Annotated in this window: 21 protein-coding genes, 1 tRNA gene and 1 pseudogene; 6 read left to right on the plus strand and 17 right to left on the minus strand. The window is 40.9% G+C overall.

The features are described 5' to 3' along the window. The 9 genes from HWQ58_RS33340 to HWQ58_RS33375 form a co-directional block, all read right to left on the minus strand. Positions 1–405, minus strand: a 405-nt coding sequence (locus HWQ58_RS33340; RefSeq protein WP_292872364.1) for a peptide chain release factor-like protein, incomplete at its 3' end; no start/stop codon positions are given. A gap of 117 nt (positions 406–522) precedes the next feature. After that, entirely contained in the window at positions 523–1,035 is a 513-nt protein-coding gene (locus HWQ58_RS33345) for a PCRF domain-containing protein (RefSeq protein ID WP_292872366.1), read from the minus strand. A 192-nt stretch (positions 1,036–1,227) separates the two neighbouring features. Continuing rightward, on the minus strand, positions 1,228–1,956 hold the full coding sequence (locus tag HWQ58_RS33350; protein ID WP_292872368.1) for a Bax inhibitor-1 family protein: 729 nt from the start codon (positions 1,954–1,956) through the stop codon (positions 1,228–1,230). Between the two features lie 112 nt (positions 1,957–2,068). Then, the gene (locus tag HWQ58_RS33355) at positions 2,069–3,073 is read right to left on the minus strand and encodes an RNAseH domain-containing protein (RefSeq protein WP_292872370.1); all 1,005 of its coding nucleotides are present in this window, start codon (positions 3,071–3,073) and stop codon (positions 2,069–2,071) included. A 3-nt stretch (positions 3,074–3,076) separates the two neighbouring features. Beyond that, positions 3,077–3,181 carry a hypothetical protein gene (locus HWQ58_RS38645; protein ID WP_366839105.1) on the minus strand — a complete coding sequence of 35 codons (105 nt, stop codon included), beginning with the start codon at positions 3,179–3,181 and terminating at the stop codon, positions 3,077–3,079. Positions 3,182–3,196: 15 nt separating this feature from the next. Further along, on the minus strand, positions 3,197–4,822 hold the full coding sequence (locus HWQ58_RS33360) for a DUF3962 domain-containing protein (RefSeq protein WP_292872372.1): 1,626 nt from the start codon (positions 4,820–4,822) through the stop codon (positions 3,197–3,199). After that, entirely contained in the window at positions 4,815–7,688 is a 2,874-nt protein-coding gene (locus HWQ58_RS33365; RefSeq protein ID WP_292872374.1) for a hypothetical protein, read from the minus strand. The genes HWQ58_RS33360 and HWQ58_RS33365 overlap by 8 nt, the downstream gene beginning before the upstream one ends. A gap of 69 nt (positions 7,689–7,757) precedes the next feature. Continuing rightward, on the minus strand, positions 7,758–8,294 hold the full coding sequence (locus tag HWQ58_RS33370; RefSeq protein WP_292872376.1) for a hypothetical protein: 537 nt from the start codon (positions 8,292–8,294) through the stop codon (positions 7,758–7,760). Beyond that, entirely contained in the window at positions 8,287–9,600 is a 1,314-nt protein-coding gene (locus HWQ58_RS33375) for a Fis family transcriptional regulator (RefSeq protein ID WP_292872378.1), read from the minus strand. Before HWQ58_RS33375 ends, HWQ58_RS33370 begins: the two co-directional genes overlap by 8 nt. A gap of 796 nt (positions 9,601–10,396) precedes the next feature. Here HWQ58_RS33375 and HWQ58_RS33380 point away from each other — a divergent pair. Next, positions 10,397–11,182 carry an RNA polymerase sigma factor SigF gene (locus HWQ58_RS33380; protein ID WP_229498888.1) on the plus strand — a complete coding sequence of 262 codons (786 nt, stop codon included), beginning with the start codon at positions 10,397–10,399 and terminating at the stop codon, positions 11,180–11,182. A gap of 85 nt (positions 11,183–11,267) precedes the next feature. Further along, positions 11,268–11,693, plus strand: coding sequence for a four helix bundle protein (locus tag HWQ58_RS33385; RefSeq protein ID WP_292872380.1), 426 nt, complete (start codon positions 11,268–11,270; stop codon positions 11,691–11,693). A gap of 40 nt (positions 11,694–11,733) precedes the next feature. On the opposite strand, the gene bchD is transcribed toward HWQ58_RS33385, so the two are convergent. Next, positions 11,734–13,764: a magnesium chelatase ATPase subunit D gene (gene bchD / locus HWQ58_RS33390; protein WP_292872382.1), complete on the minus strand. Its 2,031-nt coding sequence runs from the start codon at positions 13,762–13,764 to the stop codon at positions 11,734–11,736. Positions 13,765–13,883: 119 nt separating this feature from the next. Between bchD and HWQ58_RS33395 the strand changes: the two are divergent. The 4 genes and pseudogenes from HWQ58_RS33395 to rnc all read left to right on the plus strand — a co-directional run. Beyond that, positions 13,884–14,024: pseudogene (locus HWQ58_RS33395) on the plus strand (Uma2 family endonuclease); the annotation flags it as partial. Positions 14,025–14,046: 22 nt separating this feature from the next. After that, positions 14,047–14,655, plus strand: a complete 609-nt coding sequence (locus HWQ58_RS33400) for a hypothetical protein (protein WP_292872384.1) — start codon at positions 14,047–14,049, stop codon at positions 14,653–14,655. A gap of 686 nt (positions 14,656–15,341) precedes the next feature. Next, positions 15,342–16,142, plus strand: a complete 801-nt coding sequence (locus HWQ58_RS33405) for an NYN domain-containing protein (protein WP_292872386.1) — start codon at positions 15,342–15,344, stop codon at positions 16,140–16,142. Positions 16,143–16,280: 138 nt separating this feature from the next. Then, positions 16,281–16,967 carry a ribonuclease III gene (gene rnc, locus HWQ58_RS33410; RefSeq protein WP_292872388.1) on the plus strand — a complete coding sequence of 229 codons (687 nt, stop codon included), beginning with the start codon at positions 16,281–16,283 and terminating at the stop codon, positions 16,965–16,967. 150 nt (positions 16,968–17,117) lie between these two features. Here rnc and ftsH2 read toward each other — a convergent pair whose 3' ends face one another. The 7 genes from ftsH2 to HWQ58_RS33445 form a co-directional block, all read right to left on the minus strand. Next, on the minus strand, positions 17,118–19,004 hold the full coding sequence (gene ftsH2, locus HWQ58_RS33415) for an ATP-dependent zinc metalloprotease FtsH2 (RefSeq protein ID WP_292872390.1): 1,887 nt from the start codon (positions 19,002–19,004) through the stop codon (positions 17,118–17,120). A gap of 507 nt (positions 19,005–19,511) precedes the next feature. Then, entirely contained in the window at positions 19,512–20,006 is a 495-nt protein-coding gene (locus HWQ58_RS33420) for a hypothetical protein (RefSeq protein WP_292872392.1), read from the minus strand. Between the two features lie 223 nt (positions 20,007–20,229). After that, a complete protein-coding gene (gltX, locus tag HWQ58_RS33425; protein WP_292872394.1) occupies positions 20,230–21,675 on the minus strand; it encodes a glutamate--tRNA ligase in 1,446 nt (481 codons plus the stop codon). Positions 21,676–21,801: 126 nt separating this feature from the next. Then, a tRNA-Asp gene (locus tag HWQ58_RS33430) sits at positions 21,802–21,875 on the minus strand. Between the two features lie 110 nt (positions 21,876–21,985). Then, entirely contained in the window at positions 21,986–23,509 is a 1,524-nt protein-coding gene (locus tag HWQ58_RS33435) for a serine/threonine-protein kinase (protein WP_292872396.1), read from the minus strand. A 101-nt stretch (positions 23,510–23,610) separates the two neighbouring features. Continuing rightward, the gene (locus HWQ58_RS33440; protein WP_292872398.1) at positions 23,611–25,239 is read right to left on the minus strand and encodes a serine/threonine-protein kinase; all 1,629 of its coding nucleotides are present in this window, start codon (positions 25,237–25,239) and stop codon (positions 23,611–23,613) included. A 326-nt stretch (positions 25,240–25,565) separates the two neighbouring features. Next, positions 25,566–26,750 (minus strand): esterase-like activity of phytase family protein, encoded by a 1,185-nt coding sequence (locus HWQ58_RS33445; protein WP_292872400.1) that lies wholly within the window; start codon positions 26,748–26,750, stop codon positions 25,566–25,568. Between the last annotated feature and the right edge of the window lie 93 nt (positions 26,751–26,843).

Consider the following 26,843-nt stretch of genomic DNA (forward strand, 5'->3'; position numbering starts at 1 on the left):
GAAGGCAATATATTTTGGTAGCTTTATCTGTAGCCAGCTTTTAGAGAATTGGTATAAGACCGCTGCCGCAGCAGGTGTTTCTACATTAGTGCGTAAATCTTTCACCTTAGTGTAAGGATGCAAGATATATTCCCGGATGAGCTTGTTGGATCGAGATTTTATCAGCCGGGGTTGAATTTCGTCAATTTGCTGGACATTTTGGGCTAGTGCGATCGCAAACAGTTTACTCTTGAGAATAGCTAAAGCTTTCTCTTTGTTTTGCATCTGGCTACGCTTTTGGTTACAAGATACACTAATCCCAGTCGGAATGTGAACCATCTTTACCCATGTTTCTGTTCGGCTGACATTCCCCCGATGGCGATAATAAATAACTTCCAAATCTTTTTCTGGAATCTGAAAATCCACAGACTCATCTAAAATCGGGCTGACTTCTACACTGGCTAGGCAAGTATGCCGTTTGCCATTACCACGAACAGGAGAAATTCGCTCTATTCTTGCATGAGTTCCTTGTTCCGATTTTAGTCAGCCATAAGCATAACGCCCTATAATTTCTAGGGTCGTATGTTTGACCTTTGCTAAATCACCTTCTGACTTTTCCACTAGATATACTTTATGATTATGATTTACTGCCCAACGATGGTATAGCCGTAATAACATAGCTTCCCAGTCTAGGGCATCTATGCCACCAACCTCAGCAGTAATAGTTAAAAATGCGCCCTTTTGGTCGCAGAGACTGGACAGTAATTGTTGTATTTCTAGTATTTCGAGTTCTTGCTGAAGTTGGGTAAGGTTGGTTTGTGCCTCTTGCAACAATTCCTCATCAGCAGATAATTCTAGTAGTTCTAGTGCAGCCTTGATATTTTCTAGAATGAAGTGCGATCGCTGATATTGTTTCTTTTTAGCCTTGATATCTTCAATTTCTTGAAATTTCTGATAGAAAGTGACAGAATTATTCCAGAAAGTAGGTTGAGAAATTAATTGATTCAAGTCCTCGATTCTTGCACTCAGTTCTAGAAGGTCAAAGACAGCCTTCAACCTCGATCAAGATGTTAGATAACCTTTCTACTTCGCGTTTGATGTTTAAGATTTTTATCATAGTTTTGCTCACTTGAGGCTGAAATTATCTACATATTCTACTATTAAAACGATGAAAAAACCGTGGTTGCTAAAAATTTAACCACGGTTTTTACTTTATAAAACTTGACTTTTGTTAGCGCCTACAGACAATTAATCGCGGCCATTTATGGCAATTAGCAACCGCAAGATAAAGACGAACAAGTTAATGTAAGTTAAGTACATCGACAAAGCAGCAGGCAGATATTGGTCATCGCTGTAAGTGCGAGGCAAGATGTAGAAATCAACTACAGAAACCCCAACAAACAGGAATACTCCTAAACCGGAGATGGCTATTTCTAACCAATTTGGCGTATAAACATTAAACATAGCAAACCCGAATTGGGCTAAACACACAACCACCAAGGCGATAACACCAAGATTGATGGTTTTCGTCAAAGCCATGCCGTCTTGTTCAGAGAGATTTGAACCAATTTGACGGGCAGCAATAAAAGTAACGCCACAACCAAGGGCAGCTAAACCAATACCTTGAATGCCAACACCTTGGGATCTCAAAGCGACAAATACCAAGCCACTAAGAGTATATCCAGACAAGAGGCTGTAGGTTGCCAGTAGGGGTAGTGCAAGTCCCTTGTTACCTTTTTGGGCAACATTTTGGGCAACAAAGAACAAAATTAACTCCAAAATCACCGCACCAATGAAGGTGGGAAAGAATATTTCGGGGTTAGTACGGATAACTCCCAAACCGCCGTAGGTTCCTAATGCCGTTAGCACTAATCCACCACCGACGTAGGGGAGGGCGTTGGCAATCACATTTGGACCAACGAGGGCGTGAGATTTAGCCTCACGGAAAGCTTCACGAAAATTACTGGTATTGCTCATATTGAAAAACTGTTTTTTAGGAAAACGTTCTACCTATTCCTATTCTTACCAATTTTTGCGGTTAACAGCCAAGGATTTAATAGGTTGCAAAATCTCAATGGCAGCATTGTTGTTAAAAATTAGAATCGTCAGTCTCTGAGAATTCCACAGGATCTTTAGTACTGATAGCATATTCTTTAGCCTTGATTGCAAAGGGAAAAGGTAACGGTAGAATAACGTCATTTGCAAAATAAGGCCAGCGACTTCTGAGAGAGTGGACAAAATGAGCTAGCTTGTCGCCCTTGATTTGTGGGTGATGAATCAGGGCAATTTCTAAGATTTTGGCTTTTCCAGCTTGCCTGCTACCATTGTCAAGACGAGACTGCCATGTGCGTAATATGTGCTTTTCAGTATTTAAAGGTTTTCTAATGCTCAGGTAGAGCGATCGCTCCCCATCATCACATACATTCTGCCATCGATAAACACCACTGGTTCGACTACCGGGAGAATCTTTAACAATAGCAACTGGTACTTCACCATTCTCTGCAACTCGTAAACGCACAATCCAGAGGCGATTTATTTCTTCTTGTGAAAGGTGCTGTTTCAGCGTTTGTAGTGGGTCATTAGTTAGTAGATTTTGGTTTTGTAGCCAGTTCAGCATTTTGCGGGCATTTTGTGCTTCTGCCATGAATAGCACACGCGGGGATTTTTTATCAGTAATTTGAGTATTTAAGCAATCTTGCAAACATTCAGCAACAAATTTATTGATTAATCTTTGTTCTTTTGTTTGCTCCTTGCGCTTTTGTTCCTCGTCAAGTTCTTCATTACTTTCATCATCAAAGTTAGAATCCCAGTCTTCATATGAAAGATGTACAAGTCCAACAGCATAGGATACCCAACCTTGTTTATTAAATAACTCAGGTGTTGTTAACTCTACTTTTGCTGTAAGTGGATTAACTCTAATCATCAAAACAACAGTTTTGGGAATATTTTCAGCATTTGTTTTGCGAGTGCGCCGTAGGACATAAAAGCACGTTAACCAAATATCAGGATCAATCCCATCTTTTTCAGGATTAATTAAAGGAGTATCAGGTAAAATTCCAAATTGTCTTAGTAAGTCTGATACTGCTCGTTTCACTGGTTATAAACCAGATTTTTTCAGCTTTTCCGGGTCTGCTTTAGTGGTTATTCGGTGGATGTGTTGATTGAGATAGCCTGCTTTCATTGCCCCAATTCGCCATGCCAGTTTGGGATCAGCTTCTCATCTGAACGGTTTAGGTCTAATTTCGATTAAAGCACCACTTAGTTCTTTAGTTTGGGGTAGAAATGCAGTAATCTTGTTAATGCGTTCTGCTAATAAATCAGGGCGTTGCTGTTGATAAGTTTTCCTCAGTTCAGAGAAATTTTTAATTTCCAGGTCTTGTGTGAGGTCGCTAACGTGCTGAGTCTTAATGCACAGGGAACCGTAGAAACCTTGATAGATATTTTCTACTTTTGTAGGTGATAAATACAGTAAATGGCAAATTTCAGCAATCAGTGCATCACGACATTGTGGGGTTTCCCACAAAATAAGTATGGTGCGAAGAGGATTTTCAGCTTCACGAAATACCGCCGCTACTGCTAATTTGGGTCGCAGCATTGGGGTGTGTGAATGATTTGGGTCGTCAGATTTCTTTGCTTTTTTAGGTTTATTAGATTGGTTTTCTTCGTCAGCAAGCAGAGGAACAATTTTCTTTTTGGGTTTTTCTGAAGGCCAGAAAAGAAAAACGGTACCTGTCACCCTCTCAGCCTCACCCACTCTTTGAACAGGGAGACGTGCTTCAATAGCTTGATCTAAACTAGCCAAATCCTGTGGACTGACACCAGCGTAGCAGGGTGGATCTCCTAATTTAGAAGTGTAGGCGATCGCAGCTTGGATACCACTAGGAATTGTGTTGATACCTGACCAGTTGTGATTTGGGTTAGAAACGAAATTATTTGCCTCAGGAAGTTGAGAATCATTAAGAGAAAAAAGATTGCTGATAGCTTGAGACCATTTCACTTCCTTTCCATAACGGTTGATCGTCACTGGAATAAAGCAAAAGGGTTGGCGTTGACCATCTAACCACCGACGGTTATCACCAATATGAGCTTTCACACCTGGGTAGGGTATATATTTCAGAGGTTGAGTCAGCCAGCGTCGAATTGATAAATGATGATAGATAATCGGTTTTTCCCGCCAGGGGACTGTTTGCAAAACAAGCTCAAGGACAAACGAAATGTATGCTGTTTCTGTTATTTCCTTTCCTTTTGTGACCGTAACTTCACTGGGAGGCCATGACATTAACTCAGCGCCTTGGAGGCTAACCACTCGGTAAAATGTCAGTTGATACTGCTCATCGATACCAAAGGAAACTGTCGGGTTTTGGAGAAACTCTTTAGCAAGGTAATCTGGAATTGCTTGGTAAAGGTTGCCTGTTTCGACTTTATCTTGAGGATGGAGTAAATCATAGATTTTTGGATCTTCCCAGTGCCAATCATCATTATTCAGATTTGCAAGCTTTGACTCGACATCCTCTAAGGAACTGAATTCTTCTATCAACCAATCTTTGATATAGTTACCCAAGTCAGAAAGGTTTGTGGTTTCTGTTGCTAACAACCAAGGTACATTGCCTTTCTGCCAGCCATTACGCATAGTCTTGATAATTTGGGGGAAGCTACCAACTATCAAAGGATCGAGAGAATAAACTGGTACAGCTCGATAACCTTGACCTTTTAATTTGGCACGCTGTTGAGCAAGGTTGTTGGCGACTTGTCGCCACGCAGTAGGAACATAGATTGCAGACAGTTCGCATCTTGGATTTGTTGCAGTAAGTTCCCAAGCACCAGGACGAATAATTTTAGTCATAGTTTAAGTTTGTTGGTTTCATTTGTTGAAGTGCGTTCAAAAAAGGGCCATAAAGCGATCGCGCCAAAATATCCTCGCCTTCGATATATGGTTCCAGCACCTTGATGATGGCAACCAAAAGTGAAGTGCTTTCGCTGTCTTGTTCGCCAATGGCTGAATTTGGGGCAAATTTCACATCGAGAAAATGGACTACTGCTGGTACACCACCACGCACCAAACGCCCGATGATTTGCCAAATACTGACTAACTGAGTCCAGCAAAGTACTGAGCGTTCGTCTTGTGTTAGTTGCTTAAAAGCCCACGCTGTGTAGTTCAAATTGACCATCTCGGCAGCAGCATTCTGGTAGAAGATATCTGCAACTTGAGTTAGGGTTAGGTTTCCCAAAGTTGATTGAGCTTCCTCGTAAAGGGTAGAGTCTTTTTCGTGTTTCAACGCCCAAGCGTTGAGTTGCTGAACAGTAGATTGCCAGTTATCAGGTATTGGCATAGGTCTGTTGAGGAACAGTACTGCACCGAATGCAGCTTTGCCTTGAGCATTCAAGATGTTGTGACCCCGCTCTAGAGCCATCAAAGGAGCAACTACAATCTGGGTGGGTAAATGTTGTAAATTCCGAATTTCACTGCGAGGAATACCATGAAGATGAGCGGGAGCATTGTCGCGGCGGAGGGTAGCAATGGCGTCATCGTTGATGTTTACGTCAAAACGGTAACGTGATTGTAAAATAGACGCTACCCACTCCGATTCCTCATAGCTACCCACAACAATCAAGATGCGATCGCGATCGCTCCACCATTCAGGTTGCTGTTGTTTTCGCTCTTGTAAATCCTGAAATACCCCATCAAGAAAATTCTCTGCACCTCTTACTGAGTGGCACATAGCCTCGACCATTTCTTTAGCAGCAAGTTTGCGTTTTGCAGGTGGTAATCCTGATAAAGCAATATAGTTCGCTTCTCGATTCTGTTTGGGACTAAAGAAAAATTGACTCTCAGCTATACCTGCCTCACCAGTTCTAGGTTGCAGCAACACGGTAGGTTTTATGTTGATGTGATAGGCTGGCGAACCAGGAGCGTAGCTAGTACCTGATATCAGAACAGTATGCGGGCCTTCCCAGCCATCAACTGCGAACAGTTTTGGGAAATTTAAGAGTATTGCACGGCCTACGCCTACATAGCGAAAATAGTCCAACTTACCAGCTTTTTTATTGCTACGTTCTTGCTTATATAAAAAGCCTAGAATATTTCCCACTGGGGATTCTGGTAAAACGGGGAGAAAATCTTTCGGTGGGCGATGCAAGAGGTCTTGGTTTAAGTCGTGTAGGTTCATTACCCGACCAAAATCGCTCAAGTTATCAACTAAAAAACCTAGTCGGTTATCGAGTATGGTAGTTAAAATCGCAAACTGAAGATTTCGGATTAGTTCCTCAAATTGAGCTTCATCAGGTAGGGAAATATTGTGATTTTCTAACCATCTTTTGCACCAAGGAGCAATTTCAGCTAATGCTTGACGATCGCTTTCCGCAGTCAGGATTGTCAATGCCAAATCTGAAAGTTCACCTCCACGACGGCGATTAAGCGGATATTGCAAAAATCCGTCTAGTTCGTCCATCATTTGTTTGCGGCGGCGACGTTGTTCTGTGGGAGCCAAATCTGCTTCAATAATGCGTTTACGCCGTTCTTCCATGATTTGTTGGCGAGTTAGCTTTGGTTTCCCTGAAACAGTAATGTTGGGAGGATCAACGAGATCACGGATAATCCGAGCAAATAAAGAACGACCTGTAAAGGGAAGTGACCCCAACCACGCTACTAGTTTAGAGTGGGTGAGAAGTAGATGATAGATGCGGTTAGTAGCATTTTGGGTGTGGTAATGGGCGCTTGTCCAAGCAAGAAAGCGATCGCCTGCCATGTCACCGCGATCGGAATTATAAATCGTCGCCAGGTTAAGTCCGAGTTTATTTAAAAATGAGTTTCCAGAAGCATCAACTAAGACTTCATCAGGAGCAAACTCTTCGTCAAACTGGATCTGCGCGCGATCGGCTTCGTCAACAAAGAGATACTTGCATTCTCGATAAACTGCCTCAGCAAAGGTCAAGTCTTGTTCAAACCCTTGGCGGGGTACACGAGTATGAATGAAACTAGCAGGAGTGAAAACCCAGACTAAGGCTGTAGCAATGTCGTGTTCTAAATGGTGACGTGGACATTTGTAATAAAGGGGACAAGTATATTGCTTATAATCGCTTTCCTGCAAGTCTTCATCATCAGAATCATCATTCTCAGCTACAGGAACTTTTTGATAAAGCTTGTGACACGGTTCATTGCCAAATTCCCACTTATCTTCTGATTGCACTAAAGCTAAAAGTGGGCAAACTGGACTAAACCAACGCCATGCAGAGTGCATCCCTCCCTTAGTAACTTCCTGACCCTCACTTTTGAGAATTGGTTCGTAGACTTTTGTCAGTTGTTCTTGACGGTTACTACCCAGCACTGGTGCAGCCGGAATTTCTAATTTGTGGCAAAACAAAGAGGCGAGACGTACTGCTGTGGCTACATCATTCACCATCAACCCACAGCGGTATCCTTGTTTAGCCAAGAGGTAAATCAGAATTTCCAACAGCGTAGACTTGCCCACATTCAAAAGTCCAACAATGTGGATCAGCCCCTCAAAATTCAGCTGATTACCCTGATGGAAATTATCTGATTCAGCATTGTATAGCTGGAAGAGAATGTTTTCCAAGCGGTTACGATAATTTTCTTGTTGCCCAAACTGAGATAATTTATCGTCCATTTCTTGGGCAGCTAGTAGTAATTCCTCACGGGTAACGCTACACGGTGGATTCTGCTGAGTCCGTGTGCGATGAAGGGATACCACAGATGAGGGTGCTATATTAGCAACTTCCTTGGGAATATCAATAGGAACTTCAACAGGAGAGTTACCCTTTTAGGAAATCTTGGCATACCACCGTCCCTCAGTTGCTAAATTAACTTTTCGTTGTCTATGCTGTGGGGTTCTTAATAAAGTTGGGCGATATATCTCCTCTAAACGATTTGGGTAGATACTGGATGGAATAAGTTGAGGAACATTCCTTGCGTCTTCAAGGCTATAGATTCTAATAATTTCAGGTAAGTTGATGTACTCCTGAAGAACTCGCAACCACTGCCTACCTTTGCGCTGAATCAGATAGAAACGAGCATTTTGTATAAGTTGCCAGTTGCGATCGCTTTGTAGTTGTTCAACAGGGAAGCGATATCCTTTCAGCAAAGCTTCCACAGAAGTTGCGGGTTCTTCTAGTGCTACTTCCTGAAGTAAGGTTAATCCCAATTCCACATCAGCAATAAGTTGGGCAAAACGTTCAATTGTTCGCTGATGTACTTTCGCATCTGCGTTAACTAAACTAGATGCTACATACTGTTGTAATTCGTCTGAGTTGCGGAGTTTTTTGCATAGATTCCTACGCCATTTAATAGTCTCACGCATTATTTTTCTTTCCTAAAATTGCTTGGGCTTGAGTAATGATTTCGCTAAATAGGCGTAAGCGTACCCCCTCAAGTTTGGGTTCTAGTTGTTCGCGCACAACTCTTATCCGCAAAGAGTCTTCACGTTCATCTGGAAAAACTACAAAAGTTTCCGTTGCATCACGCCGATACTGCACCTTTTGCAAACGTTCCTCATCTACAGATGCCCAATCTTTGAGATCAATTGCCCAGCGAACTTTACGCGGGAACTCTACAAGTAAGTCAAATTCATCTATAAAAGGCCAGAGAGTTACACGCAAACCCAATTTTGTGAGTTCTTCTTTAAGTTGAATTTCCCAAATGCCTGGCAGTGTGCCGTACAAATGTACGCCTGGTGTAACAGCTTTCCAATCCGCTGCTTTTTCTTTGGGAATAGGTGGCAATAGTTGAAGGTTACTATTTGCACAAAGCCTTTCGCACCAAGGGTTACGGCAAGTGTAAGTACCATCAGGACGTTGGCGTTGAACATACTTGCAGCGAGGACATAAATGATAAATGCTGTTCTCGGCTAACTTATCCATATCGATATAGATTTCTAGCTGCGTCAATAACTCCCGCAGTGGTTTGAGTTCGGGTAAACGTAACTGTTGCCGATATTCTGAGTAATGAAGAGTGGGTTTAGGAATGATTAGTAGTCGAAAAGCGCGATAGGCATCGTTTAGCTGATTTCCCCGACAGTATTCTAGTACATCTTTCAGCACTGACTCTTGTACCTGCGCCACCACATCATTACCTGAAACTTGCCATTCTCTAGCAAAATCGGAAACTACTCCATCTTCTATAAGGCTGACATCTGGCGAAAGGTATTTAATTTCTTGAGCTGGTTTCCAGGAAGTAATAGATGTTTCCGCCCAATCAAAAAATTGGGGTAGGTTCTCTGGAGCTTGTTCTCCCCGCAGCAACGAAGTTAAGTACATACGGGACATTCCAATGCGAAGCGCTTCTGGCACTTGACTTTGCTTTTCTAGTTCCAGTTTTTCCCACTGCACCACGCCAGTAGCTAAATACCGCAGAGTGTCTGTCACAGATATCTGTAAAGATGGTGTCTCCGATTCAGATTGAAGGAGGCGGAGACTGCGGGCACTATGGTCATCCCATTCAACATCTATACCGCGCATGGTCTGCAACCACTTCTGAACTGTTGCTTTCTGGTGTGGTTGCATTCCGAGTTCTAGACACAACTCTTCCAAAATTGGCCCCTGTTTATGGATGCTAAACCATTGCTCAAGTGCATCGAGAATTTTTTGTCGGTGCTTGGTGATTCTCATTATTCACCCTCCTATTTAGGAGAAGTGTGACACCCACCAAAGTTGTATGTCAATAAACTGTTTCTATGTTTCCACTGAGTTTCCAAAGTTTCCATTTTAGCAATCTTGAATGGAAATCTCCGGAAATGTCTCTCAATACCCAACTAAGTACAAATCACCATAAAAATGAGTCAGATTCTGTTTTTTGTAGCTTGGGTTTTGTTCTTCAATCCAACTGCCAATTTGGATTTTTGACCTTTATTAACGGAACTAAAACATTTTTGAGGGAAAAACAAGTCTCAAACCTATGTAGGGTAGGGGAAATACATTAAATGCTCAAAAATAGCCTAAACTCAGATGTATTAAGTTAAGCAAAACGATGTCAAAGTCTTTCTGTATATAAATTTGAGGTTCTTTTTTGGGTTTTTTGTCTAAGTCCCATTAATGACGATGCGTACTAAGAGATAAAATTGCCCAATCTATTTTGTGATTAATTCATTACCGATCCACTTGCACTCAGTATGACTGATAGGTATTAGGTCAGTCATGCATTTTTCAGCATAAATAACTAGTTTTGTTGTAAAAGCTAAAGATTATTTACCATTTAACAGTTATATAAAAAGCAAAAATAACCTGTAACAGAGAGGTTCGCAAAATCATGCGTACAAATACTGAATTGTGGAGTTCGACTCCTGATAAGTTCAGTGAAACGACGATGGCTTATTCTGCCTTGACTAACGAAAATAATGAGCAGCTTAGAAGAAAATATACGCAACTCCATTTTCTCAAAAATAGGAGTTACAACAAAGGAATGTATATGGCAACAAGTGAGTCCTCTTTACGAACTGATGGTATCGAATTATTACACTTGTACCACCAGAATCCTTCTATTAAACTTCGTAATAAACTTGTACAGTTACATACTGGCTTAGTACGGAAGATGGCTCATAAATTCAGCCATCAATGTAATGAACCTTATGAAGATTTAGAACAAATCGGTTATTTTGGTTTAATTAGGGCAATTGAGCGTTTTGACCCTAGCCAAGGATATGCTTTTAGTTCCTTTGCAGTGCCATATATTCGTGGTGAGATGCTGCACTTTTTGCGCGATCGCAGTACTCTATTAAAAATTCCCCGTCGTTGGCAAGAATTATATAATGAAGGACAAAAGATTCGCAAGGACTTATCAATTTCTTTAGGTCGCCCGCCCAAGGATGCTGAAATTGCCAGCCAACTTCGGGTCTCTGTACAAGAGTGGCAAGAAACCAAATTAGCTGCTCAAAACCGGATGCCTTTGAGTTTAGATGCAACCGCAGTTAACTATGTTGATTGCCAAATAACCTTGGGTGAGGCACTTCCTTGTCCTCGTTCTCATGTACTTCTGCAACAAGAAGAAGAACGCCAACAACTCCAAGGCGCAATAAATATGTTGGAAGAAAAGCCCCGTATGGCAGTTGAAATGGTGTTTTTGAAGGAACTTTCTCGCAAGGATGCTGCTAAAAATATTGGTACTAGTCCAATGACAGTAACGCGCTATCTGCAAAAGGGAATTCAAGATTTGATTTGTTATTTACAACCACAGGTAATGCCCACTGGATCGTAGTCATTTGAGGGGGATGAGGGGGATGAGGGAGATGACGAAGTAGCGGGAGATGAGGGAGATGAGGGAGATGACGAAGTAGCGGGAGATGAGGGAAAACAGTACAAGAGTTATTAAAGATCACAAGGATTTAGAAGTTTATAAAATGGCTTTTAATTCAGCCATGATAATTTTTGAACTATCAAAAAAGTTTCCAGTCGAGGAACGTTATTCACTAACTGACCAAATTCGTCGCTCTGACGCTCGAAGACTCGCTAAAGCTTCGCTATCACGTTCAGTTTGTGCTAATTTTGCTGAGGGATGGCGTAAAAGAAGATATCAAGCTGCTTTTGTGGCTAAGTTGAATGACTGTGAGGCAGAGTCAGCAGAAACTCAGACCTGGATTGAGTTTGCTGTTAAGTGCAACTACATGAATATTGAAATAGGTCGAGAACTATATGGTACATATAACCAAGTTCTCAGTGGTCTAGTACATATAATTAACAAACCATCACCTTGGCTAATTAAACATTAACCTCCCTCATCCCCCTCATCCCCCTTATCCCCCTTTCTACTCAACGAGATTTTAAATCAGCGATGGCACCTTTGGTCATGGCAGCAATAGCTTGGTCTGTCGCTTTCGGCAAATGATAATATTTACCGCCTGCTGTTTGCGATAATTCTTTAGCAAAGCCAGTAGACACAAATTTACTTTCTGTATCAATTACTAATAGTTGCATACCCAAAGCACGGATTCTCGCAGCAATTTCTAATAATTCTCCTTTGATATCCGGCTTTTCTCCTGGTTCTAGCTTTTCACCCAAAGAACGCGCTAAGGGAATATTACCTCGCCCATCGGTGATTGCGACAAGGACAACTTGCCCAATATCTCCACTCATCTGAGCATTTAAGCCGACACGCACAGCTTGAGTTAAACCATGCGCTAAGGGCGAACCCCCACCACAGGGCAACCTTTCCAAACGGTTACGCGCCAAAGCAATAGAACGTGTTGGAGGCAATAATACCTCTGCCTGTTCTCCTCGGAAGGGAATTAATGCTATTTGGTCGCGGTTTTGATAAGCTTCTGTCAACAGTTGCATCACCGCACCTTTAGCCGATTGCATTCGATTCAAGGCCATTGAGCCAGAAGCATCTACTACAAACACTACCAACGCCCCTGCTTTGCGTACCAGGCGTTTCGAGCGAATATCAGCCTGTTCGACAATAACTTTTCTATCTGGGTGTCTTTGTTTTCGTGCTTTTTGATAAGGAGCCGCAGCTCTCAGGGTGGCATCTACTGCAATGCGTCGCGCTTTCCCCTTGGGCAACATTGGCTTAATGTAGCGTCCTCTGTCATCAGAAAAGATGACACTGCGACTACCAGATTTACCTTGCCGCTTCGCCATTTGAGTAAAGTAAAGCACGCTGTCATCAAGAATTACCCCTTCTGGATCAAAGATAAACTCTTCCGGGATGCTGGGGGGTTCTTGCTCTTGATTTTCTTCCTGTTCTTCTTGTTCTTCTTCCTCTTCTGATTCGTCTGGAGGTTCTTCTTGATTCTCTGGTGGAGGCGGAGGCGGAGGTGGTGCTTGTTGTTCTGGTGGTGGTGTCTGCACAATTGTGGCGCGTGGTACAATCACCAATTCCACAGCACGGCGCAAATCTTCGGCATTCACTGTTGTTCGTCCCTCCAAAGCCGCCGCCGCCTTGGCAACCCGCGTGGCGAATAACTCGGCGCGATGTCCCTGAACTTTGGCGCGAATGGCCTCATCCACTAAATAGGCAATTTGCTCATGGGTGATGATTACTTCTTTTAACCATTCCCGCGCCAAGATGATTTGGGTTTTGAGCGAGTCTAAATCTTCGTTGTACTGTTGGAGGAAGTCTTGGGGAGATTTAGAATAAGCGATCGCTTGATCAACTGCTGCTACTCTTTGATCTAAGCCGAGTACACCGTCAGCAGAAAGTGTGATCGCAATTCTATCTAGCAAATGTTCTCGTAATCCGCCTTCTTCTGGATTGTAGGTGGCAATAAATAGGGATTTACACGGATGCTGAAAACTAATTCCTTCCCGTTCAATTTGGTTGCGTCCCTCAGATAATACTGTTAGAAGCTGATTTGATATTTGGTCATCTAATAAATTAATTTCATCTACGTACAGTACACCTCGGTTTGCTGTTGCGAGTAAACCGGGCTGAAAAATAGTATCACCTTGCTTTACCGACTTTTCCACGTCTACAGAACCCAAAAGTCTGTCTTCAGTAATACCTAGAGGAATTTGCAAAAAAGGCGCGGGAATGATTTCGACAGGCACATCTTGAATATCTTTGTCTGCATACTCCGCCAACAGTTGATCGTCCCATTCATCTGGGTGGTTGGGGTCGCAATTACTGATTGAGCCTTTGACAACTTCAATCGGCGGTAGTAGAGCGTGGATAGCACGAGCCATTACAGATTTTGCCGTACCGCGACGACCTGCGATCGCTACTCCTCCCAAACCAGGATCGACTGCGGCTAACAGCAAGGCTAATTTAATTGCTTCTTGACCGATTACGGCTGTCAAGGGAAAAGCAGTGATGGTGGGATTGATAGTAGGCGCAGGCATTGTTTGCTTTCATAGCGAGTCTCGGCCTTTAGCATACCAATTTCTGACACATTTAGAATATAAGTGCGATCGCCTGCGGTGGGCGTTACGTCATCGCATTTCCCTTGGGAGGAAGATTTATGAGTATTGCCCAGGCTAAACGCTTCACACTAGCTGAATACCACAGGCTTATTGAATTGGGCTTTTTCCATGAAGATGACCACATTGAATTAATCAACGAGGAAATTATTGAAATGGCATCCAAAAGTACAGCCCATCAAATAAGACCAAGGAGTAAGTTTTATGGCTTATAGTGATTTCAAACTTCTTGAAGTTATTGATTCTTTTGGGTTAGTTATCCACGAGTCATCTGGACTATTCGCCAATGTACAGGAGCAAGAGTGCAGTGATTTATTATCTATTATACTTAAAGAAAATGTTGATTTAGCAGTAGCGATAAGTTCGGAAAAAGCTCGGAGTGAAATGATAATTAGTCCAATTTTATTAGAAATTAGACGCAAATTTAATTATAAAATAAGTTTATTTTCTGGAGTTGATTTTACTGTTGATAGTCAGCGAGGATTAAACGGCTTTTGTGATTTTATTTTTAGTCTTTCTTCGGAGCAGTTGCTTGTACGTAGTCCAGTGATTGTCTTAGTAGAAAGCAAAAATGAAAATTTGAGGTCTGGTTTAGCACAATGTATTGCTGAAATGGTAGCTGCTCAGTTATTTAATGAGAGAGGTGGAAATCAAATTAAAGCTATATATGGTGCTGTTACTATTGGTACGATATGGCAATTTCTCAAGCTTGAAGGAAATTTAGTTTCGATTGATTTGAGTGAATATTATATTAAGGATATTAAGAAAGTTTTAGGTATTTTGTATAGTGCGATCGCGCAAAGTAAACCGTAAATTATTTATTAACTAAAATATTATGAAAATATTTATGATTTTACAGTTAACCATATTTTTAAAATTTTGAAAGTAAATATGGCGATTTAAATAAACGTATTGTGTTACTTAATCAAGTGATATCCTTGCCTTGTTTACTTAATTTATCTCTCGAATTAGGTAGAGATTTTCGCTAAAGTATTATTCCTAAAGCTTATAGGTATATAGGTATCGAGTCGTTGGGTTTACGGTTCTGGAAAAATAAGATGCTTGACATACAGATTAAGCTCATGTTAAATATATAACAACGGCAGCAAAACAAATGCACTCTAAAACAAAACTCGACAAGTGCAACTTATTGATTGTTGTCTAAGAACGTAGAATCCCTAGCTTACTGCTAAGTATTACGTTATTTCTTCGGCTGAACATTCAGCCTGATGTCAGGTCAATTCATTGATTAGACTATCAGCGTGAAAACGATATATTTGGGTGAATGTTCGGCGGAATAAATAACCTGATACTTAGCAGTAAGCCAGGGATTTTACCTTCTTAGACTAGAAATCAATTAAATTTGTAAATAGAGAGCCTAGCGAGGAAAAGAGAAATACTTTTTTAGTATAAATTTATTTCATAAAGCTAGGCTGCTACTAGATGTGTAATTTGTTGAAGCTGTCCGGTTTCCTTAAACCAACTCTGGACATACTCAAATGACAAGCTATCATCTACCCTCCAAAAAACAAGCAAGCCAGAAAAAAGATTATACTGGCATTTTTTGCGATATTCAGAACGTTCCCTCAATCATAAAATTCGCTAGTTTGGTACTGCAATTTGCAGAATCTAACGGGACTGTATCTTGCAAAAATATTTATTACAATTCACAGCGTCAAGACCAATTAGCTTCCTCAAATAAGCTAAAAGAGCTTGGTTTTAGATGTGTTAATGTTCCTGACACCTCAAAGAATAGTGCAGATAAACGACTTAAAGATGACTGTTATGAGGCAGTTGCTTTTAATTCTTCTCTAAAGAATATTATCCTATTCTCAGGAGACAAGGATTTTGCTGTATTAATTTCCATTCTCAAAGCTATGGGTAAAAAAGTCATTGTCTTTGCTCAACGAGGTAGTGAGAGTCCAAAGTTGATTAAACTGGTTGGGAATAATAATTTCTACTTTGTAGATGAATTAAGTGAGCTAGTTGACAATAGCAATAAGACTCAACCTCAAAACACGGCTATTGTGTCTCAGATTAATTACAATGAGGCTATAAAGTATCTAATTGAAGCTACTAAAATTGTCTCAAGCCAAGGTAAGCCTACCGTATTTGGTCGCATTGATAGATTGATGCGTCAACGTTGTGCTAACTATCAAGGATGCTCATCTATTTCAATGCCTGATGGCAAGAAATTTAAGAGTTTTAGCCAGTTTATTGATGTTGCTGTCAAGGATGGGAAAGTCCGAAAGCAAAATCAGGAGTTATTTTTAACTGAATTAGATATACTGGGTGCCTAAAATATCTTTGAAAAACCCAGTTGAAAAAAAACTGGGTTTTCCCAAGACACCGCAATTTGCGGTTTTTTCATGTCTGAACAAAAGAACAATTGTAAACTTCCCCAACAATCAATTTCTGCAACAAAAGACAATATAAAAATGCACAAAATTCTAATATTCCATAATGAAAAACTTCTCCGTCATGCGCTTACTCACCGTTCTTATGTGCATGAAAACCCCGGAGAAGGTGAACATAATGAACGCCTAGAGTTTCTTGGTGATGCTTTGCTGAATTTCTTAAGTGGCGAGTATCTATATAAGTGTCATCCAGAAATGGGAGAAGATGAATTAACGCGGCGGCGTTCGGCGCTGGTAGATGAAAAGCAATTGGCAAAGTTCGCTGAGGAGGTAGGTTTAGACTTTAGGATGCGGCTAGGAAAAGGTGCAATTCGAGACGGAGGCTACCAAAATCCTAATTTGCTCAGTAGTACCTTTGAAGCAGTTCTTGGTGCTTACTACTTAGATAATCAGTCCAATATTGAAACAGTTCGCGCAATTATAGAACCACTATTTGATTCTGTTGATCCTAAGCATATAATTGTGTCTCGTTCTAATGTAGACTCAAAAAATCGCTTTCAAGAATGGGTGCAACGCAACGTTACTCCAAATCCCCCCAAATATTTCACAGACCAAATAGGAGGCCCTTCTCATGCGCCAGAATTCATCGCCAAAGTATTGGTGGATGAAAAGATTTACGGAGAAGGTAAGGGACGTAATAAAAAAGATGCAGAAAAAGCTGCTGCTGAAGATGCGCTAGCTAAGTTGAAAAAACAAGGTTTGTTATAGAGTTTATGGGTTCATAAATTTTGATAATTTTAAAATTAGAAGCTTCCTAACACTGAAAAACCTCAAAAAAATGAGGATGGCGTATACCATCCCCATTTTATATTTCGTTACTTTACTCATTTCCAGATGGTATCTAGAAAAAGTCAACTATTACAGTTGCGGTACGTACTGCTGCTTCTCAGGGACTTCAGCGTACTCAGCTACAATCTGGCGGAATTCTTCGCCGTCAATGGTTTCCTTTTCAATGAGCAAATCTACTAAGCGATCGGTGACAGTGCGATGGTCACGGATGATCTTCTTAGCATTGTCGTAGCACTGCTCAACAATTTCCCTGACTTGAGCATCAATGCGGGAAGCGATAGATTCGGAATACTCAGATCGGGTTGTCCAGTCACGTCCCAAAAATACTTCTCCCTGTTGGCTTTCTAAGGAAAGTGGGCCTAAGTTTGACATCCCGAACCGCGTCACCATTTGCCGCGCCATTCCTGATAACTGCTGCAAATCTCCACCAGCGCCAGTGGTCACTTCCGCAGCGCCAAAAATCACCTCTTCAGCGGCGCGACCACCCAAAGCACCAGTAATTCTCGCTTTCAACTGAGAACGAGAAATTAACCCCTGTTCTTCGTTGGGTGTAAACCAAGTTAAACCCTGTGCTTGTCCTCTTGGGATTAAGGTAACTTTCTGCACTGGGTCATGGTCTTTTAACAAAGTCCCAACTAAAGCGTGTCCAATTTCGTGGTAGGCAATTAAGCGCTTGCTCTTGCTATCTACCAAAGGAGTGCCTTCCATCCCAGCTACTACCCGATCCACCGCATCATCAATTTCGCGGAGGGTGATCGCTTCTTTGCGTCTTCTAGCAGTGAGAATTGCTGCTTCGTTGAGTAAGTTGGCTAAGTCAGCACCAGTAAATCCAGGAGTGCGGCGAGCGATCGCATCCAAAGATACACTAGGGTCTAGTTTCTTATTCCGCGCATGGACTTGCAAGATTTCCAAACGCCCTTTGATATCGGGTGCATCGACTGTTACTTGGCGGTCAAAGCGACCGGGACGCAACAAGGCAGAGTCTAGTACGTCGGGACGGTTGGTAGCAGCAATAATAATGATGCCCGTATTACCTTCAAACCCGTCCATTTCGGTGAGCAATTGGTTGAGGGTTTGTTCTCTCTCGTCGTTACCGCCACCGATACCAGCACCCCGTTGCCGTCCTACAGCGTCGATTTCATCAATGAAGATGATACAAGGGGCGTTATCTTTAGCTTTCTTGAACAAATCGCGGACGCGGGATGCACCTACACCAACGAACATTTCCACAAATTCCGAACCGGAAATACTGAAGAAAGGTACGCCTGCTTCGCCTGCGATCGCTTTTGCTAGTAAAGTTTTACCAGTTCCAGGAGGCCCAACTAACAGCACTCCCTTGGGAATCCGTGCGCCTACTGCGGTAAATCTTTCTGGCTGCTTGAGGAAGGTGACGACTTCTTGTAGTTCTTCCTTGGCTTCTTCGATCCCGGCTACGTCGTCAAATTTGACCCCGGTTTTCGCCTCCATTTGGAAACGCGCTTTGGATTTGCCAAAGTTCATTGCTTGACCCGGGCCACCGGGGAGGTTGCTAGAACGCCGGAACAAAAAGAACAGCCCAGTAATCAATAAAACTGGAAAGATGAGATTGCCCAACAATCCCCAAATTGCCCCATCATTCCGCATCGGGTGAGCATCAAAACTAATGTCTTTTTCTTTGAGCTTGCTAATTAACTCAGGAGCGTTAACAGGCAAATCCACACGCCACCTTTGCACACGATTTTCAATATCCGGATCGCGGGCTTCAATAATTGCCGTCCTACCGCCTTCGTAAAGATCCACGCTGGTGACGCGATCGCCGTTCAAGTATTCTAGAAAGCGACCATAAGTCATGCGAGTATTAGCTGCATTCTTGCTCATGTCAGCAGGAGCGCCTGCAAACGCCCCTTGCCAGAAGAAAAAGCCAATTACCAAAGCCGGCAACGTCCAGAGTGCTACGACTTTCCAAGAGAATTTCATTTTAATTTGCCTCTAGATGCCTATACAACTCGTTAGCTCTAGTAACTGAATGTTGATCACTCTGTCACTTTAAGCTGTTAAACGGATGTTTATAAATCCATTTTGTTTAATTTGATCTCTTACATGCAGTGCCATAAGCCAATTAGAGCATTATGGCGATGCCAACAAGAATCTTAATCAAAGTTAACTTAATTTTAATACAATATCGCACGAGAAAAGGGAGCGCAATGGGATGCAAAGACAAAGAGAATTTCTCCAGAATACTCCTGGTATCGTTTAAGCCGCTTTCAATCATGACTAGGCAAAGTAGGGGAGATGAGGGAGATGAGGGAGATGAGGGGACAACGGGACAAAGAGATAAACAAAACTCTTAACTCCTAACTCAGCACTCAGCACTCAGCACTCAGCACTCCTAACGCCCAATGCCCTGCAAAAGCCTTGATATACAAAACTTTTGACTTTTGACTTTTGACTTTTGACTTCCGCCTTGCGGTAATGCCCAATGCTCTACTTCACTTCTGTAATTTTTAGAGTGTAAGGAAGATACTTGCCTTTTTCGTAGGAACCAACCCAAATTTGGTAACTTCCAGGTAGCCATTCACCAATAATGCCAGCATTTTTGCCATCAAAATCGTCATTACACCAAGTACCACCAGGCCCTTTGATAATCATGGTGGTGTCTTCAGGACTTTGCACTTGCAATTTCAGGTAGTCAAATTTACTTGTTAACACTAATGTGTGGTCTGGTGTTTCATCAACAAATCCGGTACAAGGGCCAGTGGCTGTTTCGCTTCTCCCACCTACTTGACTCCCAGATATTGAGCCACCACTCATCCCGCGAACTGTTAGGGGGTCTGGTGAAAACTGAGGGCTAATGGTGACATCTCCAAATATCGTTGGCGCTTCCTGAGCATCAACCGCAGCATTAACTGTCGATGTGATGAAGAGCGTAACTATCATGAACGATAATCTCATCCCTCTATTGAGCGCTTTTGTCGGCATTGTAATTACGTTCGCTTCTAAGTGTTTTTGAAGACATGAATTTTACACACCAAGTTCCCAACATGAGGAGAATTGACTAACTATTTTAGATGTGAAATTGAGAATAATTCATTAGTAATTAGCCAATGATTTTCTGTTTCCATAGTTGCTTTACCCTATGGATAGGGGCACATGTTTGTGCGCCCCTAAAATCTAAAATATTTCTAAAATCTGGAAGTAATCGCTACTTAGCTTCCGTTATAGCCCGACTCAAGCGCGGCTTATCTAAACCAATCTGATTTAGTAGTAACCAAGATTGGATTAAGTCGGGGCCATGAACATCTCCAGTTAAAGCTGCTCGCAGCGATCGCATCACTAAGCCTTTTTTGACTTTTTGCTCTTTCACCACTTGTTTAATAATCTCTTGGGCGGTGGCTTCTGATAGTTGCGGCTGATTTTCTAAAGCTGTGACAATCCCCTCAAGGACAGCATTAGAACCTTCTTGCTTAAGTTGTGTACTGCCTTCGTCGCTAAGTTCAACTGTATCGCTAAAAAACAGTTGGCTTTGAGCTACTCCATCTACCAGGCGAGTCAAACTCTGGCTAATTAAAGTTACTAGCTGTTCTAACCAAGGGCGTTCTCTTCCACGATCAAATTTATACCCAGCCGCTTGCCAATAGGGAATAAGTAAATCTGTGAGTTTATCTACTGGAGTATTGTGGATATACTGACTGTTCAACCAATCCAGCTTGTCCCAGTCAAACTTTGCACCTGCTTTATTTACACGCTCAAAACCAAATTCTTTAGCTGCTGTTTCTAAAGTAAATATTTCTTGCGTCGAGTCTGGTGGCGACCAACCCAGCAATGTCATGTAATTTACCAAGCCTTCAGCAGTAAAGCCCATTTTCTGAAAGTCAGAAATGGAAGTTACACCATCTCGCTTAGAAAGCTTGCGCCCTTCCATATTCAAAATCAATGGCGTGTGAGAAAACTCTGGAATTTTTGCACCCATTGCTTCATACAGCAGAATTTGCTTGGCAGTGTTGGCGATGTGGTCTTCTCCCCGGATGACATGGGTGATTTGCATATCGATATCATCCACTACAACGACAAAGTTGTATAAAGGTTGACCACTACCTGCTTCTGAGGCGCGGGCGATGACCATATCACCACCTAAATCGCTACCTCGCCAAGACATCTTTCCCCTTACTAGATCATTCCAGACAATTTCCCGCCCATCTTCGATTTTGAAGCGAATCACGGAGGAGCGACCTTCTGCTTCAAAAGCGGCGCGTTGTTCTGGGGTGAGGTTGCGGTGACGGTTATCATAGCGAGGTGCTTCACCTCTGGCTTTTTGAGCTTCTCGGAGCGCCTCTAGTTCTTCGGAAGTAGTGTAGCAGCGATAGGCTAATCCTCGATCTAGCAGTTTTTCTACTGCTTCTTTATAAAGATCCAGGCGTTGGGATTGGAAAAATGGCCCTTCATCCCAGTTAAGTCCTAGCCAGTGCAATCCTTCAAGAATATTGTCGGTGTATTCGGGACGCGATCGCTCTAAATCTGTATCTTCTATTCGTAGTATAAACTTCCCGCCGTGGTGACGGGCAAATAACCAGTTGAATACAGCCGTTCTAGCTGTACCAATATGTAAATTTCCGGTTGGACTCGGCGCAATACGGACTCTAACAGTCACAGTTAATTCTCTCTTTCGCAAAGCATGATAAATGTAGCTTATATTTAAACCCTGAATTAGCCTCTTTGGCTAACTCAAAATTCAATATCATCTAAGTTCGGTGATATGCTACTTCTAAATTTAGAACGGGACTGACGGGGCTCGAACCCGCAACTTCCGCCGTGACAGGGCGGTGCTCTAACCAATTGAACTACAGTCCCTTGTTTGGCAACTTTGCTATTATCACAATTTTTTTTCTACTTGTCAAGTGTTTTGGAGTTAGTAATTAGGAATTGTTTTTGCTTTGTATCTCCCAGGTGCGAATTATTCGTTAAAAAGACCGTGATAATACAACCTGTGGCTCTGATTCCAGATGCTGCAATATTCGAGATTGCATTTGTTTATACTGCTGTTTCAATAGCTGTTTGCTCAATTGGGGTTGAGAAGCGGGTGGTAGACTATGGCTCTGTCGCACCCAAGTTTTCAACATTTGCCGCTGAGTTGACTCAATGCGACTGCTAAGAACCTTGATGCAGGAATGTGGTGCTTCCAGAGTAAAGAAAATCAAAGGATATTGTTCATTTTCAGCCAAGAAACTTACCATCCTCAGATTTTGGGGATTTTGCATATCTAAGTAGCACGGTAGCCACTTAGGAGCAAATTGCCGATTGTAGAGTACAGTTACCCATAACAGCATTGGATGAGGGGATGTGACAAAGATAAACTGGTTATAACGGGTAGAAACCGCATAGTTTTTGATTTCTTGTTTAGACAACATCAACCATAGCGCTGTTATAGATCCTTGGGGAGTGTCTAGAAGCTGGGGAAAAACAATTTCTTGAATTGGTTTCTTTTGAGGCCAGAAAAGTTGCCGATAGCTTTGTTCTACAGTGATTGGTAATGCAGAATTTAAGGGACTGCCAAGGATGGAGTTAGAGGCATTTGTAGGCAAAGTGGGACAATTAGATTGTTCTAGACTGTTTAAAACTTGTAAAATTTCAGCGATATTTTTAGGGCGATCGCTTGCTTTTTTAGCTAGACAAGCCATAATTAAATTATTTAGCTTGTGAGGTATTTTAAGAGTAGGTTTAACATCTGCGATCGTTTTTGGTGTTTCAAAGTGATGTGCTTTATACCAAGCACCAAAGTAATCAGTTTCTGGTTGCCAAGGTTTTTTGCCTGTGAGCATCTCAAACATCATCACACCCAGGCTATAAATATCAGAGCAACTATCTAATTTTTCTCCATCTAGCTGTTCTGGAGAACAGTAGGGCAAAGTGCCATTAAATCCGCTACTCGTACTAGCTGTTGATGCATAATTCAAAAATCTCGCAATACCAAAATCGAGAATTTTAACTAACTGACCCAATATCGGATCGGGAATAACTAATATATTGGCAGGCTTGATATCTCGATGAACCAACGGACAAATTTTGCCATCAATGTTAATACCTTGATGGGCACACTGTAACCCCAAACAAATTTGGCGAGAGAGAGTAAAAAATATGGGCAGAGGTAGCGGAATTAAATCCTTTAAATTCTTGCCACATAGATATTCCATGACGTAGTATGGTTTTCCTTTCTCATTCACACCATAATCATACGCCCGCACTATATGTACGCTCTTTTGACTCAAGGCTGCACTCATTAAAGCTTCACGAGCAAAGTCTTGTTGCATCTTGGTATTAACAACAGTTTGAGTCAAAAACTTTATAGCAACTGGTATACCTCCTAACAAAACATCATTTGCTAAAAAAACTTCACCCATGCCACCGCTGCCAATTAATTGCTTGAGTTGATAACGATTGGCAAGCAAGCCCGTACTACTTGAAGATGTAAATGGGCTTTGATTCACTTTGTTCACCTCTGGCGCTAAGTCTATTTAAAGTTAGCAATACACACATAAAAATATTATTAGGTAATGGTGGCAAGGATTTTGATTTTGACAGCAACCTTTCAAGGACGTAATAGAAGTTTCAAAAACATCTCCAAGAATTTAGTCATCCAATTTTTTAAACCTTCTTTCTCAATTTTTTGATGTGTGGCTAAATTTTGTAATATGTCTAACTTCACCTTTTCGTACTCTGTTCTGAGAATATTTTTGGCTTGATTAGGCAAGATTAGTTCATTTGACTGTTGACTCATATCTAACCACTCTACAAGTTGTTGGCGCTGTTTATCTGTGAGGTTTAAAGTTGTTACATGAGAGCAGTGAGTTGGATCTTCTAGTGAAAAAAATAGTAGATGATAGTAACCTACTTCCGCTAAACTACGTGCTATATTTTGACCTTTATTATCTTTTAGATCCAGAAAATAAGGTAGCCATTTAGTCGTAGAAGGTTGAACATCATATAGTACTGTTACCCACAGGAGCATCGGGTATACACTCATTTTACTAATAAATTCAGTACTATGTATTTTATCTAAAAATTTTGCAATCTCTTGTTTAGGCAACATTGCCCAAAAAGTTGGTATAGGTTTTTGAGGAGTTTGTAGTAAATGAGGAAATCCAATTGACGCAATTGGTTTATTTTTCGGCCAATTTTTCTGCAAACACTCTTTTTCTGATAATAAAGTTGCAGGTACTAATTGAACTGGAAGCGAGATTTTAATCAGGTCAGTACTAGTGCTAGTGCTAGGAATAACATCATTAAGTTGAGCATTAACTTTTTCTAAGCCTTCTAATATTTGGTTAATATTCTGAGGGCGATCGCTTACTTCTTTAGCTAAACAACTCATCAATATTTTTTCTAATATTTCCGGTATTTTAACTTGCGGATTTACTTCTTCAACTGTCGGTGGCATTTGAAAGCGATGGGCTTGATACCAAGTACCAAAAGAGTTACTTTTAGTTTGAAATGGATGTTTCCCTGTCAGCATCTCAAACATTAGTACTCCCAAACTATAAATATCAGAGCGGACATCTAACAGTTTACGCCCTTCCATGTGTTCTGGAGAACAGTAAGGCAAACTGCCAATAAAAGAATCTGTTAAAGTCATCCCACTTCGCTCTGTTAAAAACTTGGCAATACCAAAATCTAGGATTTTAACAATTTCACCTTTTTTAATATCTTCAGCAATAAATATATTTTCTGGTTTAATATCTCTGTGAACAATAGGATAAATCTCTCCTTTAAGGCTGATACCTTGGTGGGCACATTGTAAACCTAAACAAATTTGATTACAAATTTCTAAAAACCTTGATATGGTTAAAGGCTGAATTTTCAGAATTTGTTTGAGATTTTTTCCTTGGAGGTATTCCATTACATAAAATGGAGTTTTATCCTCAGTAACTCCATAACTTAAAATGCGAACAATATGTCTACTTTTGCGACCCAATTGAGCTCCAATAAAAATCTCTCTGGCAAAACGTTGGGACATTTGTTGGTTTAACAAACTAAGTGATAAGATTTTGATTGCAATCAACATACCGCCTTTAGCAGTATCTTCGGCTAGATAAACTCTACCCATCCCCCCTTTGCCAATCAAATCTCTGATTAAATAGCGATTATTTAAAAATTGTCCGGTATAATCGTCTAATTCTGCCTTTTGCCCTACCATACTCTCCATTTTATTTTCTGGCATAAAAATTATTTATAAAAAATCTTATTGGCAAAATACTTTAATTAAGTCTAGCTAATTATTAAATTCAAATCTAAGAAATATCCGGGTTTTGAGAAAATTAATTATATGCTGTAAATATGGTTAAGCTTTCTGCAAAAGCTACTAAACATTGTGTAACATATTTATTAATAAGTACGGTTGAGAAATTACACGTAAACTATAAATAAGCTAGATAAAGTTACTTAGTAGATTCCGTGAATACACAGGAATAATCAAAAATAGCTAAATAGCAGTCAAGCCGCGATGTCTACGACGGGCTACGCTTACGCACTTTTATCTCTATACGGTTAAAGGTTAATATTCGGGAGTAAACGGCGTAATAATCTAATTAATGGAGTTTCAATTTTAATTTTAAAGGCTAGTATCTGGCTGCGTTGCAGGGAATTAAAATTATTATCACTGATGAGAATTAATGATTGTTGACCATCCCCTAGTTTTGGGCCAAGAGTTAAGCCCTCGATATTGTCTGGCAGTACATTTAATTTTCTCAAATCTAATAGCAGTTTTTTCTTAACTGGTTTAATGTTTTTGGAGTCAACTGCTAAAAGGCTATCAATATTATGAATATCATCGGCTGCTTCTAAAGAAACTTGAAACAGGGAAATAGCAAATCCTAAACCAGTAAAAGACCTTTCTAAACTTAAGAAGTGTCCTTGATTATCGAGAGCAAGTAAATCGGGTAATCCACTAGCGAATTTGCCAATCAGATTCAAAAATGGTGTAACTGGTTCAGTTTGGTAAAGAAATTCCCTTTCTGGCTGGTTGTTGAGCAAGTTGTATTGCAAAATTCGGCAAGGACTACCGATATTAGGTTTAGCGGCGACCCCATCTTGAATTAGAGCATTTTCGGTGGCTGTAAATAGATGCTTGTTATCGGGTGTGATGGTGAGGCTTTCAAAAGCCAAATTGTTGCGGATACCCTGTTGACTAGTTTTATCTGGCAAAAATTTGTTTGGTATGGGGAGTGTAACAATTTCTTTACCAGAAGATAGTGAGAATTCTTTAATAGAAGGATTAATTAATTTTTCAGCATTGCCTTCAGAAGAAATAAATACAGTTGCTTTGTTAGTTAATACAATACCTTCTGTATCAGTTTCACCAGGGCTAAATGTTTGACCATTTTCATTTAATAATGTGGTAACGCCGACTGGAATAATTCCATTTTTTTGTAGGGAACTTTTGCTCAAGTCGATTTTCAAGGTGTAGAAACGAGCAGCAGTTTTTCGGCCGCGATCGTCGGAGATAGCATAATAAAGGTTATTTTTTGCATTATATGTAATTCCAGATAAACCTCCAACTTCAGTTTTTTGAAAGATTAGACCTTTCGGCAAGGTGGCTTCCCCGATAAATTCTATGCTAGTGACTTCAATACCATTTGATGGAAAGTTTGTGAATACGAAGCTAATAATTAAAATCGGGATTAAAAAGTAAAGAATTCGTGGGAATACAAAGATTTTTTTAATGAACTGCATGAAAAGCTATTGCTAAATTTTGAAAATCACAAACAAGATAACACTTAAACAGTAGTGATACTAGTTCTGAATGAAGATGTGCTAAACCATGTT

Origin of the sequence: Nostoc sp. LPT (assembly GCF_017115165.1) — a bacterium.
Taxonomy (GTDB): Bacteria; Cyanobacteriota; Cyanobacteriia; order Cyanobacteriales; family Nostocaceae; genus Nostoc.